Below are 19,070 nucleotides of genomic sequence, written 5' to 3'. Positions count from 1 at the left end.
AGTAAGGGAGTTTACTATTGGTACATTTATGGGGCTGAAAGTTCAAAAAATCAAGCCCTAACCATGCGTAACTTAGATAAAATAATAATAGAAATAAGATGTTATGTATTTGGCAACTTGTAACACAATATTACTGCAGAGCAAAGTCATAGTGATTGTCACACAGAACTTTGAATTCAGTAACAAAAAGCACCGACTTCATTGAAATCAGTGCTTTTATTATGCCAGTTGGAAAAGATCTTAGTGATGTAAGATTTGCGCTAGGAAATTTTGAGTTCGATCTGATTGAGGGTTTTCAAAGAAATCAACAGGGTTGTTCTCTTCGATGATCTCTCCTGCGTCCATAAATATCACGCGATCGGCAACCTCTTTCGCAAACCCCATTTCATGTGTCACACAGAGCATGGTCATGCCTTCCTCGGCGAGCTCGACCATTACATCCAACACTTCGCGAACCATCTCCGGATCAAGCGCTGATGTTGGTTCATCAAAAAGCATAACTTTAGGGTTCATACACAATGAACGGGCAATCGCCACGCGTTGTTGCTGACCACCAGACAACTGGCCAGGATATTTCTCTGCTTGGTCCGGAATTTTAACGCGTTCCAGATATTTCATCGCGACCGCTTCTGCCTCATCTTTAGGCATCTTCTTCACCCAAATAGGCGCGAGCGTACAGTTTTCCAGTACGGTTAAATGAGGGAAGAGATTAAAGTGCTGAAAGCACATGCCCACTTCACGGCGCACAGCTTCAATATTTTTTAAATCTTCAGTTAACTCCGTACCGGAAACATAGATGCTACCAGCTTGGTGCTCTTCGAGGCGGTTAATACAGCGAATCATCGTTGATTTTCCTGACCCTGATGGGCCACAGATTACGATCTTTTCCCCGCGCTTAACATCGAGGTTAATATTCTTTAGTACGTGAAACTCACCATACCATTTATTCATGTCCTTCAATTGGATCATATAGTCTTGTTGTTGCGTCATAATACGTCCTTGAGCTTGATGAGTTATCGTTTGTGACCGGTATGAAGTTTGTTTTCAAGCCATATCGAATAACGCGACATGCCAAAACAAAATACCCAAAACACTAACGCGACAAATACATAACTTTCAGTAGCAAAGCCTAGCCAGTCAGGGTCGGTGTTTGCTGCTTGTCCTATACCTAGTACGTCAAACATACCAATGATAAGAACCAAACTGGTGTCTTTAAACAATCCGATAAACGTGTTCACGATAGAAGGGATCGTAATCTTCAGCGCTTGCGGCAAGATAATAAGCCCTGTTTTTTTCCAATAACTTAACCCAAGTGCGTCGGCAGCCTCATATTGGCCTTTTGGAATCGCTTGTAAGCCACCCCGTACCACTTCTGCCATATAAGCCGAGGCAAACATCACTACACCAATAAGAGCGCGAATAAGTTTGTCTGTCTCGGACCCTTCGGACATAAACAAAGGCAGCATAACGGAAGCCATGAACAGAACGGTAATCAGTGGCACACCACGCCAAACTTCAATATAGACGGTACAAATACTGCGAATGATTGGCATCTCTGAACGTCTACCGAGCGCGAGTACCACACCAATAGGTAATGAAACGACAATACCGACTAGCGCAATAATGAGCGTAACGAGTAATCCACCCCATTTGTGTGTATCGACCACTTCTAGCCCAAATATCCCACCGTATAACAGCCCAGCGATAATGAATGGGTAGATGTTTACGAAGAAAAGCCAAATCCAAATCCGTTTCGGTGTCTTTTCATACGCTAGCAACACAGTAAATATAGCCAATGTGATGTAGAAAAGGCGAGGGCGCCACAGTTCAGACTCAGGATAGAAACCGTACATGAACTGCTCCCAGCGCACGCTGATAAATACCCAGCAAGCACCTTCTCGGCTGCAATCGTCACGCGTCGAACCAATCCAGTCCGCGTTGATAAACGCCCAATCAACGATATGCCAAATTGCACTAAAGACAAGATAAGCAAGAATTACGGTAACAATGGAATTGACAGGTCCATTAAATAGGTTTTTCCGCATCCAACCAACAAAGCCGACGGTATTGGCTGGTGGCGGGAGATCCGGTTGAAATTGATGAGTACTCATATTATCTCTCCACCAGCGCGACTTTACGGTTATACAAGTTCATTAATGCAGACGTAATCAGACTTAAGGTTAAGTACACGCCCATCGTCATCGCAATGATCTCAATCGCTTGCCCAGTTTGGTTCAGGGTAGTACCAGCAAAGACAGAGACAAGATCTGGGTAACCAATCGCCATCGCTAACGATGAGTTTTTGGTGAGGTTGAGATATTGACTGGTTAAAGGTGGAATAATAATTCGTAACGCTTGCGGAATGACAACAAGCTTTAAAGTTTTCGCGCGTGGTAAGCCCAGCGACATCGCCGCTTCCGTTTGACCATGGCTAACCGCATTAATACCAGAACGTACAATTTCGGCAATGAAGGAGGCGGTATAAACGCTCAATGCCAAAAGTAGTGCGGCAAGTTCAGGAATAATGCTAATACCACCTTGGAAGTTAAACCCTTTCAGTTCAGGATAATTTAGTGAAATTGGCATACCAGCAAGGAAGTAGACAATCAGCGGAAGGCCAACGACTAAGCCTAAAGCTATTCTGCCCATTGGCGTTTGTTGCCCAGTTAGGCGTTGCTTGTTATTCGCCCATACATTAATTAACAAGCTGGCGATCACCCCGAAGATTAATGCAGCAATAACAAAGCCACTGCCTGGCTCCATTTCTGGTGCTGGAAAATATAAACCACGAACATTCAAGAAGATGGCTTCGCCGAGGCTCAAACTTTGACGAGGTGAGGGTAATGCTTGAAGAACAGCGAAATACCAGAAAAATATTTGTAGAAGAAGTGGGATATTTCGGAACGTTTCGATATAAACAGCAGCCAAGCGACTCACTAACCAGTTAGAAGAAAGGCGAGCGACCCCCATGGTAAAACCAATCACGGTAGCCAGAATAATACCTAATACGGAGACCAGCGCTGTATTAAGAAGGCCAATAATAAACGTTCTGCCGTAAGAATACGTTTCATCGTATTCAATTAGCGTCAGCCCGATACCAAACCCGGCTTCTTGATTTAAAAAACCGAAACCCGTAGCGATCCCACGAGCATCTAAGTTGTTCAGTGCGTTATTTATAATCGTGTAAAAGAAAAATACCAGTGCAGCTATGGCAATGATCTGGAAAATAGCAGAACGAAAGGCGGGATTATAAATCAAGCTCTTGCTTCCGCTCGGTTTGGACATCGTACTTGGCGATGCATCTTTTGTCGGTTTCATACAGCGATAACCTCAAACCTTAGTTATAGATATCTCCCTGTATAAATAGTCACGTCCTTGCTGGTCGAAGCATGTTTTCACCAGAGCTAAACGGCGATATTCGAGTTGAAATAGCCTATCTAAGCGAATACTTCTTGCCATTCAATGAGCGGTCCTTACTCATACAGATGGATAAAATCAAGAAAAAGGGCGGCATGAACCGCCCTGATTAACTCGTTCTATCGGATTGGTGGCGCGTACATAAAGCCGCCTGCATTCCATAGCGCATTAACGCCACGAGAAATTTCTAACGGCGAACCAGTACCGACTGTGCGTTCGAAGCTTTCACCATAGTTACCGACTTGCTTGATAACTTGGTAGCCCCAATCATCACGAATACCCAAACCTTTGCCTTTCGGACCGTCAACACCAAGAATACGTTTGATGTTTGGATCTTTCGATTTCAGCATTTCATCCGCATTTTTCGAACTAATACCATACTCTTCGGCGTTAATCATTGCTGATAATGTCCACTTCGCAATGTTGAACCATTGGTCATCACCTTGACGAACGACGGGACCTAGTGGTTCTTTGGAAATGATTTCCGGAAGAACGGCTGCAGAAGAGGGATCTTTCAGGTTCAGACGCAATGCATAAAGACCAGATTGGTCAGTCGTTAACACATCACAACGTCCTGCATCGAAACCTTTTGACGTTTGGGCTGCCGTATCGAATACGACCGGCTTGTATGACATACCGCTGTTACGGAAGTAGTCAGCAAGGTTCAGCTCAGTTGTTGTACCGGACTGTACGCAAACTGATGCACCATCAAGCTGTTTTGCGCTTGAGATGCCAAGATCTTTCTTCACCATGAAGCCCTGGCCATCGTAGTAGTTTACCCCTACGAAATTGAGGCCAAGTGCAGTATCACGATGCAGTGTCCAGGTGGTGTTACGAGAAAGCACATCAATCTCACCTGATTGAAGCGCAGTGAAACGTTCTTTCGCGGTTAGGGGTACATATTTAACTTTCGTTTTATCCCCAAGAACGGCTGCAGCCAGTGCTTGGCAATATTCTACGTCGATACCTTCCCATTCACCTTTTGAGTTAGGGTTAGAGAAACCAGGTAGACCGGTACTTACGCCACAAGTAAGAAAACCTTGTTTTGTGACTTTGTCCAGAGTAGTGTCTGCTGCTTGAGCTGATGTTGCCATCATCGCAGTAGAAGCCGCTACGACGGAAGCAAGAACTGTGAGTTTATTTGCCATTTGTATCCTTCCTGTATGATCCATGTTTAATCAGGAGTGACCTGAAATAACGTGTCCAATTCGTTAGAGTTATCGTCCTACGTGATTGATTTTCGAAGAAACGGTATTCGATAGATCAACCAGTTATAAGCGTAGGAAAGGATCTGTTAATTCTCAAATATATAATTTAAATGAAGTTTTGAGAGAACTTACAAAGCGCCTTGAGATTTAGAATGACGAAATGTTAATTGTTTGTAAATAGTGCAAATCATGGACAATTTGGTGCATCAGAACAATCAATAGAAGAGTGAACAATACAAGAGAATAAAAATTTGTTATTAAAACTGTCATTAGCTGAGCTTGGTGAAGTTCAGTAAAAATTCGAACAAAAATTATTTGTGATACCGAAACAGGGTGATGAGCTTGCCCCATTTTTGGTAGCATGGTCTGCAACAGCTAATTAGAGTAATCATGGATTGAAATGCGATATTTTCCTCTGTTCTTAGATTTAATCAATAAACCCGTTCTTGTCGTGGGCGGCGGTGAAGTGGCAAGCAGAAAGGTGGAAGCTTTGCTAAAAGCAGGGGCGGATGTCACTATCGTTTCTCCAACGTTGGTCGATTTTCTGTCTAAGCTTGCTGCAGAGCATCAAGTGCGCTGGGTGCAACGTTTCTATTCAAGTGACATTGTCACTAAAAGCTTTGTTCAAGTGTGGGCCACGACAGATAATCCTGAGCTAAATCACCAAGTGTATAAAGATGCGAAAGAATTAGGCATCCTAGTGAACGTTGTGGATGATAAGCCTTATTGTGACTTCATTACGCCCTCTATGATCAATCGTGGCCGCATACAAATTGCTATTTCTAGTGGCGGCGCCTCACCAGTTTTAATTCGAAACATCCGTGAAAAGCTTGAATCGATACTGCCACAAAACATGGGGTTGATGGCGGACTTTGCTAACTCAAAGCGTAATTCGATTAAAGAAGCACTACCTAGCGTCGATTTACGTCGTAAGTTTTGGGAGCAATTCTTCTCGAATCCTGAGGTTGAAAACGCGCGAGATAATAGAGAGTTAGAAACGATTTACCAAGCGACCATTACAACACCTTTGGATGAAAAGGGAAGTTGTACTTGGATACAGGTAGGGAAAGACGTTGAGATGTTGCCAATTAAGGCCGTGCGCTACATGCAACAAGCCGAGCTAGCACTTTACTCAACTCGATGCGAAGCGAACGTGTTAGAGCTAATACGAAGAGATGCAGAGCGAGAAGCTTTCTCGAGCGCAGCTGAACTCTCTGATATGTTGACCAAGGCTAAATCTGAAAAGCTTCGAGTTTGCGTGTTTATCCCTAAAGGGACGAGCGAGTTCTTATTGCTGCAAGGGCAGGACTTGGTGATATAACCGCGTTAAAAAGTGGGCACTTGGCTTGCTCGATTAAAAGGCCAACAAAAACGCCAGCGAACTATGCGCTGGCGTTTTTTAAACTAAGTTACTTCTCAGACTGATTAATCGCGGAAGTTGTTAAACTGGAATGGTATGCCCATCTCTGCTTCACGAATCGCTGCCATTGTCGCTTGCAGGTCATCACGTTTCTTACCAGTAACACGTACCTTGTCGCCTTGAATAGAGGCTTGTACTTTTAACTTTGCGTCTTTGATAAGTTTCACTACTTTTTTGGCTGTTGGTGTATCGATACCTTGGCGGAAAAGCAGAGTTTGGTGCCAGTTCTTACCAGTTACATCTGGGTCCTGTGCATCCATTGCGTTTGCATCAATATTACGCTTTGCCAAGTGGCCACGTAAAATATCGCGCATTTGCTTAAGTTGGAAGTCACCTTCCGCAGACATTTTTACGTTTTCTTCTACTAGCTCAAAGCTCGCATTAACGTTGCGGAAATCGAAACGAGTAGACAATTCACGGTTAGCATTATCAACGGCGTTACGTAGTTCAACCGTATCGATTTCAGAAACAATATCAAACGATGGCATGAAGATTCCTTGATTATTTTGTTATAGGGACTTTCGGGATTTAACGGCGTTTGCCAGCATATCTAGCATTGTAGCAGTATCTTCCCAGCCTAGGCATGGGTCTGTAATAGATTGACCATACGTTAGGTTGTTGATGTCAGTCATTGGCTGATTGCCTTCAAGAATAAAGCTTTCAGCCATGATACCCGCAATACGAGTACTGCCTGACTTAATTTGGTTACAAATGTTTTGAGCAACGTCGATTTGTTTTCTGTGCTGCTTCTGACAGTTTGCGTGGCTGAAATCCACAACCAAACGTTGTGGCAAGCCAAACTCGGCTAGAGCATCACACGCTTGTTTTACTGACGCTTCATCAAAGTTAGGGCCTTTCTCTCCGCCGCGTAAAATAATATGACCATATGGGTTACCACTTGTACGATAAACCGTCATGCGGCCATTCTTATCTGGAGAGTAGAAGTAATGCGAGGCTTTCGATGCGCGAATTGCATCAATTGCAATTTTTACGTTGCCATTTGTGCCATTTTTGAAACCAACTGGGCAAGACAGCGCCGATGCCATTTCACGGTGAATTTGCGATTCTGTTGTACGAGCACCGATCGCGCCCCACGTGATCAAATCCGCTATGTATTGACCAGTAATCATATCAAGAAACTCAGTAGCAGTCGCAAGACCAAGCTTGTTGATATCCAGTAGTAGTTTACGTGCTTTATGGAGACCAGCTTCAAGCGCGTAAGAGCCATCTAGGTTAGGGTCGGTAATTAAACCTTTCCAACCAACTACTGTACGAGGCTTTTCAAAGTAAGTACGCATCACGATAAACAGTTCGTCTTTGTACTTGTCTTGGATTTCACTCAGGCGAGTGGCGTAATCAATGGCAGCTTCAGTGTCGTGAACAGAACACGGACCTACAATCGCAAGAAGGCGATCGTCTTCACCCGATAAAATGTTTTCAATCTGACGACGAGATTGAGCGATACGGTCTGCAACGTCATCCGTAATAGGATGTACACTACCTAGCTCGGCTGGGGTAGGCATTGGACCCAAAGGTTGGGTTCTCAATTCATCTGTTTTTATAGGCATGTTATAGCTTTATTCTCTATTGCGAAGGGGTAAAGATAACGGAATTACAGGCAGGAATAAACCGTTTCACGGGAATCTTCGCCAGGAAATACCGAATTGTATACAAAGGTGTAGGTATTCATTTAAATGACTTATGTATAAATGACAAAACTTGATCATTAAATCAATATATATACATTTGAATTTATAACCATTTCATCTATCTCACCGTTAGGTAATCAAGATAACTGCGGCAAACCTCATGTTTATCTGTGTGACAATGTCACTAAATTGGTGGCTAAATAACTCGTGAGATCGAGCTTTTGTTAACATTTCTTTGACATCTATTTCTTTCGTTGATTAACTGGTCTGACTAGATTGGTAAGGAGACCAAAATGTTATCAGCTGTACGTCGTGCAAATTTGTATCTAAATCTATTCGGCTTTTCTAAAGTGCCTCTGATTTGGCTTTGTCATCCTAAGATCATTGCGATAGATAGCGAGCACGTTGAGGTTCGAATCCCTTTGCGAAGAAGAACAAAGAACCATTTGAATAGCATGTATTTCGGCGCTTTAGCTGTTGGGGCGGATGTAGCTGGTGGTTTTCTTGCTATGAGCAAGGCGCAAGAAAAAGGAGAAGCGATCTCTTTAGCATTTAAAGGCGTCAAAGCCGAGTTTTTAAAACGTCCGGAAGCGGATGTACACTTTGTGTGTAACGATGGTCATGTCATTGATGAGATGCTCGATCATACGTTGGCAACGGGTGAACGAGTGAATCGCGATGTAAAAATCGTCGCGTTGTGCCCTAGCTTACATGGTGACGAACCTATGGCTGAATTCTCGTTGACTCTTTCGATAAAAAAAGCAGCCCAACAAAGAAAAGAGGCTGCTTAGTGGTTTGCTGTTTTTAAAGAATATCGCTTTAATTGAGTTCAATCTGCTCAATCGAGACGATTTTGGAGCGGTTTAAGACCACTTTCCAACGATAATAAACAGGCTCATCGGTGTGGTTGTCCTCTTTGACAATCACATTGAGCAAATGACGTTTCTCTACCGACTCTTTGGTCACTTGCCCTTCATTTAAACGGTAAACTCGGTTTGAGCTTTTATCCATCAAGCGGATGATAGGGCGCAAACTGATGTTCAGTGTTTCTCTTGTTTGCTCATAACCACTCAAGAATAGAGAGGTCGCCATTTCGGTTTTCTCGTGATAATGAAGTATCTGCTCTTCGCGCTGCACGACGCGCTTCTTACGTATTCTTTGAATCTTATCTGGCAAGCTACTTAACGTACGATAATCGAGCCACTCTAATTTTCTGCCGACCACTTTTTTCGTTGTTGGATCAACATACTTCTTACGCCACTTTGGCTTGCCTTTACGGATCCATCGCCACATCGCATCGCGCAAATCATCTTTAAAGATTTCTCGTAGAGCATAAATAAATGACATCGCGATAATGAAGGACGCGGAAATTTCCCCAAGGTAATCGCGAGCGAGAATCACGGTTGAGGTCACGACAACCATCACCAAGCCAGTAGCAATACCTTTGATAGCACGCTTGATGTTGTTACCCATTGATATGGTTTCTTCACGAAGCACGATAGGGTGTTCAATCAAGCGTCTTAGCAAGCGCATTTTGTTAGATAGGCGAGTAACGTCTTCAACGACTCTTGGAGAGTTGTACTTGTTGAGTTTTCGATGGGCTTGCTCTTTTTCACAGAGCGTGATCAAGCGTTTCTTAATCGTGCCATAATCGCCTTCACGCGGGAGATGAGCCACTAGAGATAAAAACTTCTGCTCGGTATACCAAGACAGGTAGTTATCGATGTTAACGTAGTACCGTTTTAAGTTCTCTTCATAAGGAATAGAACGTCGCAAGCGCTTTAAGATCTCAAGCGTGAGCTCGATAACTTCGTCAACTTCATCTTCCGTTACGGAGTTGTTCTGATGCTTGTTTAAACTTGCCACCGCTTTGTCTAGCGCGATAACGTATTGGTAAGCGAACAAGCTCAAACTTACTCTGTATTGCTGATTCGACAGGCGTCCACGCTTGGCAAGTCGACTGTGTACTAGCGGTAGAAGGATTTCAGTACTGTAATAAGAGCGTTGCTGTGTGATTGAAGTGTAATAAAATTCGGATTCACTGATGATATCGGCGTTTAAACCAAGCTCACCAGGTATAAAAAAGTAAATATCTAGGTCGACACTTTTGCTCTTTGCGAGTGCATGACTGATTTTTAATGTTATTGAGTCTTGTTTATCGACGGTGACCAAAGAAAGCTCCTGACTTTGTTAAAGCATTCTTAACTTATGCGTACTGTTGAGCAGGTAAGCATAAAAGTGCTAAAAGAGTGACTGGGGCATATAGCTGAACGACAACAGCATAACAGAGCACTATGCTTTTCTCTCTGATTTTCTTGTTAGTTTAGGTATAATTCCACGTAAATTTAAAAAGAGACAAAATCAATGATTAAAATTGGTCAAATTAACAGCTTAGAAGTCATTAAAAAGGCTGATTTTGGCGTATTTCTGGATGGTGATGATTACGGTTCTGTTCTACTGCCTAATAAGTATGTACCAGAGGGTACTGAAATTGGTGATCATGTAGACGTATTTTTGTACTTCGATTCAGAAAGCCAGCTTGCTGCGACCATTGAAAGACCTATTGCCCAAGTGGGTGAATGGGGCTTAATGAAGATTGAGGGCGTCAACGCGACAGGTGCTTTTGCAAATTGGGGCATCAAAGAGAAGGATTTGCTTATTCCTTTTAGTGAGCAACGCACTCGCTTCTCTGCGGGACAAACTATTCTTGTCTATGTTTACACTGACAAAGCGTCAGGCCGCATTGTTGGTACGACTAAGTTCAACAAATGGTTAGACAAAACTCCGGCGAATTATGAAGTTAACGAACAAGTTGATTTGATCATCGCAGAGCGTAGTCAACTTGGTTATAAAGCTATCGTTAACGGTAAGCATTGGGGCATGATTTTCCCATCAGATGTGTTTGGTAAGCTTTACATCGGTAAGAAACTGAAAGGCTTTATTAAGCAAATTCGTGAAGATGGCAAAATCGATCTCGCGCTACAAAAAGTCGGCGTGGCAAAAATGGACGATCTTTCTAGCAAGATTCTTGATCTGTTAGAGAAGAAAGGCGGCTTTTTACCTTTGAACGATAAGTCTTCTCCTGAAGCGATTTTTGATGCTTTCCGTACAAGTAAAGGTACTTACAAAAAGACCATTGGTGGATTGTACAAGCAGGGCAAGATTGTTATCGAGAAAGACGGTATTCGTCTGGCGTAGCCCAAACTCACGTATAGCGGATCTGCAGCCAAAAAAACGGCCCAAACTTTTCCTTTTTTTGGGCCTAGGGGAAACGGCTCCGCAGAGCCTGCGCTAAACTTTTTCCAACAATAATTTTGTTGGTGAACATAGAGAGAAATGCCATATCAAAGCATTACTTTGATACAACTAGTTTAGTACAGCGTATCCGGATCGCTAGCGAGCCCAGTTGCTTTCATACTTACGAATTAAAAAGCCATCGCAAATACGATGGCTTTTCATTTATTTATGATTCGTTACTTCTTTAAAATAAGTTCTTATCTCGTACTAATTCGCGAGGAAGACCATTCTTTATTCTGTTGCTTACCCACTTTCCAAGGCCAATGACTGCGCCTTGATAGGTGACAAGCACTTCGCCTTTACCTGTTTTCATATCCTCAGGAATGATTTGAGGGCGAACATCGCGTCCCATGTACCATTCGCGCGCTTCTTCAATGGTTAGCTCGATGGCGTTTGCCTCAGAGCCCGTCGCTAATGCCGTTGCCACCTGATGCTGCCAACGGTAGCCATTTTTATGGGCTTCCGCGATCTTTATACCCATCCGGGAGAAGCGTAATTCGCCGATCATTGGCTCTAAAGCATTAGGGAACAACCAGACATCTTTATCGCGAAGCCATACAGAACTGTCATTCGGAAGTTCAATACCTAACGCACTTTGCAGCTGTTGGGCAATTTCAACCGATTCTTTTTTCGATGCTTTGGTAAACGGGAACTTGCCCATGCGCTTTTTGACCTTTGGTGGTTCAACAGCTGCCAGTTTACGAATTCTTGCGACAAAGAATCCTTCGCAGTCGTAGACCTGTGGAAATATATGCAAAAAACCTTCTTCAGTTAGAGCAACATTTGCGTTTTCAAACAAGGTCTCAAGGCTTTCAAACTCAACGGCATCACCAAAGGTTTCTTTCAAGTGATGACAAACTTGTTGGTTTTCTTCGGTACTGAGTGTGCACGTTGAGTAAACTATCACACCACCGGGCTTTAGTGCATGGAAGGCGCTTTCAATAAGATCTTTCTGTGTGTCAGCTATGTCGAGCACGGAAGCTTGCGTCCAGTTTTTCATTGCATCTTCGTCTTTGCGAACGGTGCCTTCGCCGGAGCAGGGCGCGTCGAGCAGAACCGCATCAAATTGTTCTGGTAGCCAACCGCCAAAAACGCGCCCATCGAAGTTACTTAGTGCGGCGTTACGTACACCACAACGTTCCACGTTGGCATGCAGCACTTTTACACGACTTGCGGCGTATTCATTGGCCACGAGAACGCCTTCATTGTTCATTAAAGCCGCGATTTGAGTGGTCTTTGATCCTGGTGCAGCTGCTGTATCTAACACGGCATCGTACGATTCGTCATTCATAAACAGCGCAGATACTGGCATCATTGAACTGGCTTCTTGAATGTAGAATAAGCCTGACATGTGCTCTGCGGTGTTGCCTAATGGTACAACTGACTCGTCCGCTTCAATCCAAAACCCTGTGTCACACCAAGGCACAGGGGAAAGCTTCCAGCCTTTTGCGTCTGCACGTTCTAGAAACGCTTCAACACTGATCTTCAACGTATTAACACGAATACTTTTGCGCAGTGGCTTTTGGCACGATGCGATAAAGTCTTCCATGTTGAGGTGAGCAGGAAGGATAGTTTGGATTTTTTCCAGAAACGCGTCTGGGATGTAAACATTAGGATGCAATGTGGGATCTCGTTTGCAGAATTTGTGGCAAATAATATACGAAAGCGAAGCAGAAACGAATAGTGACAAGGGCCGAGCAATAAAAAAGAGCAGCGATTGCTGCTCTTTTAAGGTACTCAAACTTCAATTGTATGTGAATTGAGCTTTATTCTACGGCTTAGGAATCGCAGTACGCCATTGAGTCCAACCTTCTTCAGCTTGTGGATACAAAAAGAAAGATTGCCCACTTTTTGCCGCTGGTGGAATAGTCGATTGCTCTGGCGTTGAAAACGCAATTCCTCCGCGAACTAAACTATCAAATGTGCCCGCTTTGATGTTCGCACCAGTAATTCCGATGGAGACATCTACTCCTGAAACATTCCAAAACACACTGTTTTGACGAACGAGGTAAGCATATTCAGGCTGTATCTTGATGGTCGTGACGACGCGATCGGCAAATTCTCCTAGGCTCACGTCGGTTACTTGGCCGACTTCCATCTCGCGGTAAAGAATAGGCGTTCCGACTTGTACTGAGCCTCGTTGTTCACTTTGTAAAGTAAACATCATGCCCTGAACACGTTCTGAACCGTTTTCCAACTGAAAATCAAATTTAGCTTTACCTTTACCTGGCTCAACACTGATGGATTTCGACACCAATGCGCCAAGGTTTTTCACGCCCCCTAAGCCAATCTCTGGCTCAGTTAGCCAAAAATGTGAGCCTTCAACCGCAATGTTTTCTACGTATTCAGGTAGAATTCTTGCGGTAATTTCAACCATATTGCGACGAAAATTCGGTACAACCAGTGTGACTTCACCAACTTTGACGCCTTGATACTCAATCGGCATTCCTTTAGCAATCTCTTGCGAGCCGTCGGTTTCTAACGCAATAACGCGTCCAAACTTGCGAGCGGTTTTTTGATCTGTATATAACTTCCAGTTGTCTCCAATTTTGTTTTCAACGCCAGGAACAGAGTCAAAAGCGATGCCACCTTCGATTAACGATTTTAAAGGGTGAGCTTTTACACTCACACCGGCTAGCGATGCATCTATCTCTATCCCTGAACGGTTCCAAAAGACGGTTTGCGGTGTTACGAGGTAAGCAAAGCGGTTTTCGATGGTTGCTTTAATTAACACACCGCCATCAACCAATTGGAAATCGGAGACGTTACCAACAGGAAGATTACGATAGAGCAGAGGGCTGCCTTTGGAAATCGGCGGCAATTCAGAAGCAAACAGTGTGAGTGCTCTAGAGCCACTTTGGTTGTACTGTGCTAGTTCTGCCAATGATTCGTTTTGGAACAGTTGATACTCTTTTTGAATATCTTGCTTGCCTTCGCTTACAAAGCTAATGGACCCAGTTAACAACTGTTTTGCCGGAGGAACGGTAACGCTGAGGCCCGATTCCGTTAACTCTGCAGAGGCACTTCCGGTTACATAAAAACGGTTGTTTGATTTGATCAGGTGTTTGTATTCATGATCAATCAATACGTCCATAAATACTTCATGTTGCGATTTTTTACCTTCTTCAACTAAGCCTACGTTGATAATTGAACCGACCACGATGCCTTTGTAAAGCACGTTGGCACCGCTATCTAGGCCAAACGAGTTGTCAGACACTAAACGAATAGCGATGGACTTTTCTTGCTGTTGGTTAAAAACGTTTTTACGAATGGCAGTAAAGCGGCGAGAGCGATCACCGGCACCTGGCACAATGGTTAAGAAGTTTCCTCTCACGAGATTGGCAATGTTTTCAACACCAGAGAGAGACACTTTTGCTTCTTCTAAGACGAATCGGGTACCTGTCGTCAGCATGTCACTGAAAGCTGGTTGAATTGCCGCTGACGCTAATATCACTTCTCGCCCTTCGGATAGGTTTAAGTCTGTAACTTGGCCAATTTCGATTCCGCGATACATAATGGGTGCGCCTTCGCCACTGATTTTACTGTCATCAGGGAGGACGATTTTAACAGCGATACCTCGACCTGCGGTTTTCAAATCTTTATACAGACGGAATTCAGTATTCTCTTCTACAGGCTCACCGTCATCCGGAGAATCGACGGCGATCGCGCCTCCGAGTAGAGCACTCATGCTTTCTAGCCTTACATCGACGCCTTCAAAACCGATGCTGGCACCGATTCCACTTACGTTCCAGAACCGACTGCGGTTGTTAATGATATGTCGGTATTGATCCTGAATGTTGGCTTGAATCGTGATAGATTTTGCGTCTTCATCCAGCTGGTAGCTGTAGACTTCACCGATTGGAATTTTCTTATAAACAATTTGAGATCCAATCGACACACCACCTAAATCGCGGCTTTTGAGTTTAATGTTCAAACCTTGTGAAACGCGCAAATCTGTTGGTGCAGAGTCTAACGCATGGAACGTTGTTTCAAACTCTTGACCATCTCCAGGTTGAATCGATATGTAATTACCCGACACGAGCGCATCGAGTCCAGAAACTCCCGTTAGGCTTGCTGTTGGTTTTACCAGCCAAAAGCGAGTTTTATCGTTCAGCAATTTTGCCGCTTCAGGGTAGATATCGGCATCAACATAAATACTGCCGAGATCTTCAGTGAGGTTAATGTCTCTCACCATACCGACTTCTAGCCCTTGGTAACGGATAGTGGTTCGCCCGGCGACCAAGCCAGCAGCGTCAGAAAAATAGATTTGCACCCGTTGTCCGGCATCGTGTATCGACTTCACCACAAGCCAGCCAGCTAAGACCATAGTCAAAATTGGCAAAAGCCAAAGAGGAGATATGCCTTTGCTCCGCTTTACATCTGGTACGTATGACGTTTGAGAACTGTTCTGATCACTCATTCATTGACTCTTTTTCTGATTGTGTTGGGCCTGTTTGGTCCCAGATTAGCCTTGGATCAATACTTTCCGCTGCAAGCATGGTCAATACCACGACAACACCAAAGGCCACGGCGCCATATCCTGGTGTGAAATCAAGTATCTGACCACGATCGACTAAGGTCATCATGATAGAAATAACAAACAAGTCCATCACAGACCATTTACCGATCCATTTAACAACAAAGTAAACCATCATTCGTTGTCTCTTAAACACCGAACGTTTGAATTGAATGCAAAGCATGATGTAGGCAAGGCCAAGTATTTTTACAACTGGCACAACAATACTGGCCACAAAAATGATCACGGCGATGCCATACATACCGCTCTTTACCAACCCAGCTACGCCTGAGAAAATAGTATCTTCCAAACGTTTGCCATTGGTCAGCAAGATAGAAATAGGAATCAAGTTGGCTGGGAAAATCGCTATCGTTGCCGCAATGAGGTAAGCCCACGTCTTCTGAATGGAGTTGGGCTTGCGATGATATAACTCGTGGTGACAACGCCGACAATGATCGCCTTCAGGTTGAGACAAGTGGCACTCATGGCAATGCACGTCTTTGTGTTCAAAGGAATAAAGGCTTTCTGGTTTCCAGGCTTCCCAGTAACGACGCACACTGATTCGAGAAACTAATAAAACGGTAAATATCTGCAAAAGAACCAGACCAATTAACCCTGGGCCTACAAAAATGTCGGAATAATCTTGGAGTTTGAAGCAGGAAATGGCGATGCTAACTAAGAACACATCCAGCATTACCCAATGTTTCAAATGTTGAATTAGCCACAGTGAAACACGAAGCCCTCGAAACCATCGTTGATGCAGCGAGATATGTGCCGTAACCACTGAAACACAAACCGTCAGAGGCGCTAGAGAGCTACAAAATAGAATAAGCAGTGAAAGAAGAACAAAGCCTTCTTCCATCAATGTGATCATCCCTGAAGGTAGGGTTGCCGGAATCATCACACCAAAGAGTCGGATACTAATAAAGTTAAAAAAGTGTGATGGAATAAATAGCAGGATACAGGTTATCGCGACGGCTAAATTACCTGAGAGGCTAGGGCTACCGCCTCGATACAACTGTGTGCCACAACGAGGACAGTGTGCATTTCTTCCATTGGGTAAGTCGACGATATCGACAGGCAATTCGCAACCTTGGCACAAGCGCACATTATTTGGCTGCATGGCGTGCTTAGACAGAGAGGTCATAACGACCTCTCTAACTTGAACGATTTAAGCGTGGGACTGTATGCCCCCATATAAGGTTTGATATAAGCCTTCTTGCTCAACTAACTCACCATGAGTACCTGTTTGCGTTACTTTTCCATCTTCAAGCACGTAGATCAAATCGGCTTGTTTTACGGCTGATAGACGGTGCGCAACGATTAATGTTGTTCTACCACGTAAGAATTCAGTCAATGCTTTGTGCAATGCCGCTTCAGTAGCGGTATCAAGCGCAGACGTGGCTTCGTCTAAAATAACAAATTGAGGATTACTCAGCACCATTCTTGCGATGGCAAGGCGTTGTCGTTGACCACCTGACAAACGAATGCCGTTACGGCCAACTTGAGTATCCAAACCGTGGTTCAGTTGAGAAATAACATCTTGCAGCTGAGCAACTTCGAGTGCTCGCCAAAGTGACATTTCGTCAAAATTCCCACCGAGCGTTAGATTATGCCTCAAGGTGTCGTTAAATAGTATAGGTTGCTGTAATACCACGGCAATTTTGTCGCGAATTACTTCAAAACCAATATCTTCTGTTAATTCATCATTAAAGCGAATGCTACCGGAGTTTTGACGATAAACCCCAATAAGTAGTTGTATTAAGGTCGACTTACCGCCTCCGCTCGCACCAACTAACGCCACTTTCTTTCCTGCCGGTATATGTAAAGAAAGGTTATCTAGGACTTTGTTTTCATTATTATAAGAGAAGTCTACGTTTTCTACTTTAACATCGACTTCTCTGTCTTCTTTGAAAGGATTTACCTTAGGTACCGGTCTTTGTTCTTCTTCTAATACTAATAAGTCGTTGATGCGTTTTAACGCAGCTTTCGCGCTATACCAAGAAAACTGAATGCCGAGCAGCTCTTGAACAGGAGACAACATAAACCATAGGTAACCAAAAACAGCAAAGATTTGACCAATAGTGAGGTCACTAAACATAACCATCAGCATGGCGACGGCTCTGAATAACTCAAAACCGATTAAGAAGAGTAGGAAAGAGACGCGACCTGCCGCCTCTGATTGCCACGCATACTTGTCTGCATCCACGCGAACTTGGTTCGCACTGTCTTTGAGTTGCTGGAGAAATTCTCGCTCTTTATTGGCTGCGCGCAGCTGGTAAATGCCATCTAATGTTTCAACTAAACGGTTTTGGAAAATTTCAAAAGAATGATTTTCCTTCCGTTTCAGATGCTTAACCATGCTTCCTAGTTTACGTGAGAAGTAAATGACAATAGGGTTAACTAGCAGAATAAATAGACCAAGTCGCCAGTCGAGCCAAAGCAGAACGATGGCAGTACCAATGACCGTTAAAAAACTGATAACGAATTTTGCTAACGTAGAACCAATAAATTTATCGATGGTTTCAATGTCAGTGATAAGGTGGGCGTTGATGCCTCCGCTGCCTTTGGTTTCGTATTGGCGGATGCTGATACGACCAAGTTTGTCGATCATTTTACTGCGCATCTCAAACGTGATCGTTTTAGAAACAAGTGTAAATTGTCGGCTTTGAAGGATATTTAACCCCTGACTTGCAGCTCGCATCAGGACGACCAAGAAAAGGGTGAAAAATATATAACCCGTCGGAGTGTGCCACGCTTCAGGGAGAATGGCATTCATAGCAGCTAAGCCTTTTGCTGGTTGGTCCAATAAAACCTCATCAACCATCAACGGCATGAGAAGGGGGATTGGAACACTAATCAAGGTTGCAAGCACCGCTATCAAGTTCGCTATGATCAGCTTGGACTTGTGCTTTTTTACTTGTGTTATCAACCAAGAACGGCTAATAGTGTCATTTTTCAGAAGCATTGTAATTGAGAATAAGTCCTATTATAAAGTAGGGCTGCATTTTAGCGCCATACAGTGAGAATGGAAGCTTTTATAGTAAGTAGGAAGTTAATATGAACATAGAACAATACCATAGACTAACCAAACAAGCCGTTGCTCTAATTGAGTCTGAGCCAGACTTTATTGCTAACCTAGCAAACTTGAGCTCACTGCTTTTCATGGAATTGGACGATCTTAACTGGGCTGGCTTTTACCTAGCAAAAGGTGAAGAGCTCGTTCTTGGTCCGTTCCAAGGAAAACCAGCTTGTGTCCGCATTCCTATGGGTCGCGGTGTCTGTGGTACTGCTGCAAAAACTAACACCATACAAAGAGTATACGACGTTCATGAATTTGAGGGACATATAGCGTGCGATGCAGCGAGCAATTCAGAAATTGTGATTCCATTTTCTATTAATGGAAAGGTGGTTGGTGTCCTTGATATTGACAGCCCAAGTATTGGTCGATTCAATGAAACAGACGAAGAAGGTCTCACTCATTTCATGGCTGAAGTAGAAAAGCTGCTTAATTCACACGCGAACGACGCATAAATTAGCCTTCGAGTGTGGTTTTTCCTTGG

16 protein-coding genes are annotated in these 19,070 nt (G+C 43.7%); 5 read left to right on the top strand and 11 right to left on the bottom strand.

Features of this window, described 5'->3' with window-relative positions:
• Nucleotides 1-240: 240 nt before the first annotated feature.
• The 3 genes from F7Y48_RS20840 to F7Y48_RS20830 are packed head-to-tail and all read right to left on the bottom strand — an operon-like array spanning nucleotide 241 to nucleotide 3,318.
• Nucleotides 241-990 carry an amino acid ABC transporter ATP-binding protein gene (locus F7Y48_RS20840; RefSeq protein WP_005377400.1) on the bottom strand — a complete coding sequence of 250 codons (750 nt, stop codon included), beginning with the start codon at nucleotides 988-990 and terminating at the stop codon, nucleotides 241-243.
• A 23-nt stretch (nucleotides 991-1,013) separates the two neighbouring features.
• On the bottom strand, nucleotides 1,014-2,111 hold the full coding sequence (locus F7Y48_RS20835) for an amino acid ABC transporter permease (RefSeq protein WP_012841798.1): 1,098 nt from the start codon (nucleotides 2,109-2,111) through the stop codon (nucleotides 1,014-1,016).
• A gap of 1 nt (nucleotide 2,112) precedes the next feature.
• On the bottom strand, nucleotides 2,113-3,318 hold the full coding sequence (locus F7Y48_RS20830; RefSeq protein WP_006743259.1) for an amino acid ABC transporter permease: 1,206 nt from the start codon (nucleotides 3,316-3,318) through the stop codon (nucleotides 2,113-2,115).
• A 71-nt stretch (nucleotides 3,319-3,389) separates the two neighbouring features.
• On the opposite strand from F7Y48_RS20830, the gene F7Y48_RS20825 reads away from it, so the two are divergent.
• Complete coding sequence (locus F7Y48_RS20825; protein ID WP_005396568.1) at nucleotides 3,390-3,530, top strand: hypothetical protein; 141 nt, start codon at nucleotides 3,390-3,392, stop codon at nucleotides 3,528-3,530.
• A 6-nt stretch (nucleotides 3,531-3,536) separates the two neighbouring features.
• On the opposite strand, the gene F7Y48_RS20820 is transcribed toward F7Y48_RS20825, so the two are convergent.
• Complete coding sequence (locus F7Y48_RS20820; RefSeq protein WP_316685341.1) at nucleotides 3,537-4,565, bottom strand: amino acid ABC transporter substrate-binding protein; 1,029 nt, start codon at nucleotides 4,563-4,565, stop codon at nucleotides 3,537-3,539.
• Nucleotides 4,566-5,025: 460 nt separating this feature from the next.
• Here F7Y48_RS20820 and F7Y48_RS20815 point away from each other — a divergent pair, with 460 nt between their 5' ends.
• Nucleotides 5,026-5,946 carry a bifunctional precorrin-2 dehydrogenase/sirohydrochlorin ferrochelatase gene (locus F7Y48_RS20815; RefSeq protein ID WP_258431561.1) on the top strand — a complete coding sequence of 307 codons (921 nt, stop codon included), beginning with the start codon at nucleotides 5,026-5,028 and terminating at the stop codon, nucleotides 5,944-5,946.
• A 104-nt stretch (nucleotides 5,947-6,050) separates the two neighbouring features.
• On the opposite strand, the gene F7Y48_RS20810 is transcribed toward F7Y48_RS20815, so the two are convergent.
• Complete coding sequence (locus tag F7Y48_RS20810) at nucleotides 6,051-6,533, bottom strand: YajQ family cyclic di-GMP-binding protein (protein WP_005377415.1); 483 nt, start codon at nucleotides 6,531-6,533, stop codon at nucleotides 6,051-6,053.
• Between the two features lie 21 nt (nucleotides 6,534-6,554).
• The gene (locus tag F7Y48_RS20805; RefSeq protein WP_074190109.1) at nucleotides 6,555-7,613 is read right to left on the bottom strand and encodes a 3-deoxy-7-phosphoheptulonate synthase; all 1,059 of its coding nucleotides are present in this window, start codon (nucleotides 7,611-7,613) and stop codon (nucleotides 6,555-6,557) included.
• A gap of 374 nt (nucleotides 7,614-7,987) precedes the next feature.
• Here F7Y48_RS20805 and F7Y48_RS20800 point away from each other — a divergent pair, with 374 nt between their 5' ends.
• Nucleotides 7,988-8,485: a DUF4442 domain-containing protein gene (locus F7Y48_RS20800; RefSeq protein ID WP_005396564.1), complete on the top strand. Its 498-nt coding sequence runs from the start codon at nucleotides 7,988-7,990 to the stop codon at nucleotides 8,483-8,485.
• 28 nt (nucleotides 8,486-8,513) lie between these two features.
• Here F7Y48_RS20800 and F7Y48_RS20795 read toward each other — a convergent pair whose 3' ends face one another.
• On the bottom strand, nucleotides 8,514-9,866 hold the full coding sequence (locus F7Y48_RS20795) for a hypothetical protein (protein WP_006743263.1): 1,353 nt from the start codon (nucleotides 9,864-9,866) through the stop codon (nucleotides 8,514-8,516).
• A 192-nt stretch (nucleotides 9,867-10,058) separates the two neighbouring features.
• Here F7Y48_RS20795 and F7Y48_RS20790 point away from each other — a divergent pair, with 192 nt between their 5' ends.
• Complete coding sequence (locus F7Y48_RS20790; RefSeq protein WP_203343707.1) at nucleotides 10,059-10,892, top strand: S1 RNA-binding domain-containing protein; 834 nt, start codon at nucleotides 10,059-10,061, stop codon at nucleotides 10,890-10,892.
• 283 nt (nucleotides 10,893-11,175) lie between these two features.
• Here F7Y48_RS20790 and rsmF read toward each other — a convergent pair whose 3' ends face one another.
• The 4 genes from rsmF to F7Y48_RS20770 all read right to left on the bottom strand — a co-directional run bounded on the left by rsmF (nucleotide 11,176) and on the right by F7Y48_RS20770 (nucleotide 18,475).
• A complete protein-coding gene (gene rsmF, locus F7Y48_RS20785) occupies nucleotides 11,176-12,612 on the bottom strand; it encodes a 16S rRNA (cytosine(1407)-C(5))-methyltransferase RsmF (protein ID WP_316685340.1) in 1,437 nt (478 codons plus the stop codon).
• Nucleotides 12,613-12,762: 150 nt separating this feature from the next.
• Entirely contained in the window at nucleotides 12,763-15,411 is a 2,649-nt protein-coding gene (locus F7Y48_RS20780; protein WP_145473990.1) for a PqiB family protein, read from the bottom strand.
• A complete protein-coding gene (locus F7Y48_RS20775) occupies nucleotides 15,404-16,654 on the bottom strand; it encodes a paraquat-inducible protein A (RefSeq protein ID WP_046876213.1) in 1,251 nt (416 codons plus the stop codon). Before F7Y48_RS20775 ends, F7Y48_RS20780 begins: the two co-directional genes overlap by 8 nt.
• 24 nt (nucleotides 16,655-16,678) lie before the next feature.
• The gene (locus F7Y48_RS20770) at nucleotides 16,679-18,475 is read right to left on the bottom strand and encodes an ABC transporter ATP-binding protein (protein ID WP_006743267.1); all 1,797 of its coding nucleotides are present in this window, start codon (nucleotides 18,473-18,475) and stop codon (nucleotides 16,679-16,681) included.
• A 92-nt stretch (nucleotides 18,476-18,567) separates the two neighbouring features.
• Here F7Y48_RS20770 and F7Y48_RS20765 point away from each other — a divergent pair, with 92 nt between their 5' ends.
• On the top strand, nucleotides 18,568-19,041 hold the full coding sequence (locus tag F7Y48_RS20765) for a GAF domain-containing protein (protein WP_046876215.1): 474 nt from the start codon (nucleotides 18,568-18,570) through the stop codon (nucleotides 19,039-19,041).
• The last annotated feature ends 29 nt before the right edge of the window (nucleotides 19,042-19,070 follow it).

Origin of the sequence: Vibrio sp. 2-1-2a (genome assembly GCF_032648565.1) — a bacterium.
GTDB classification, from domain to species: Bacteria; Pseudomonadota; Gammaproteobacteria; order Enterobacterales; family Vibrionaceae; genus Vibrio; species Vibrio diabolicus.
This window is presented reverse-complemented; position numbering and strand designations above follow the sequence as displayed.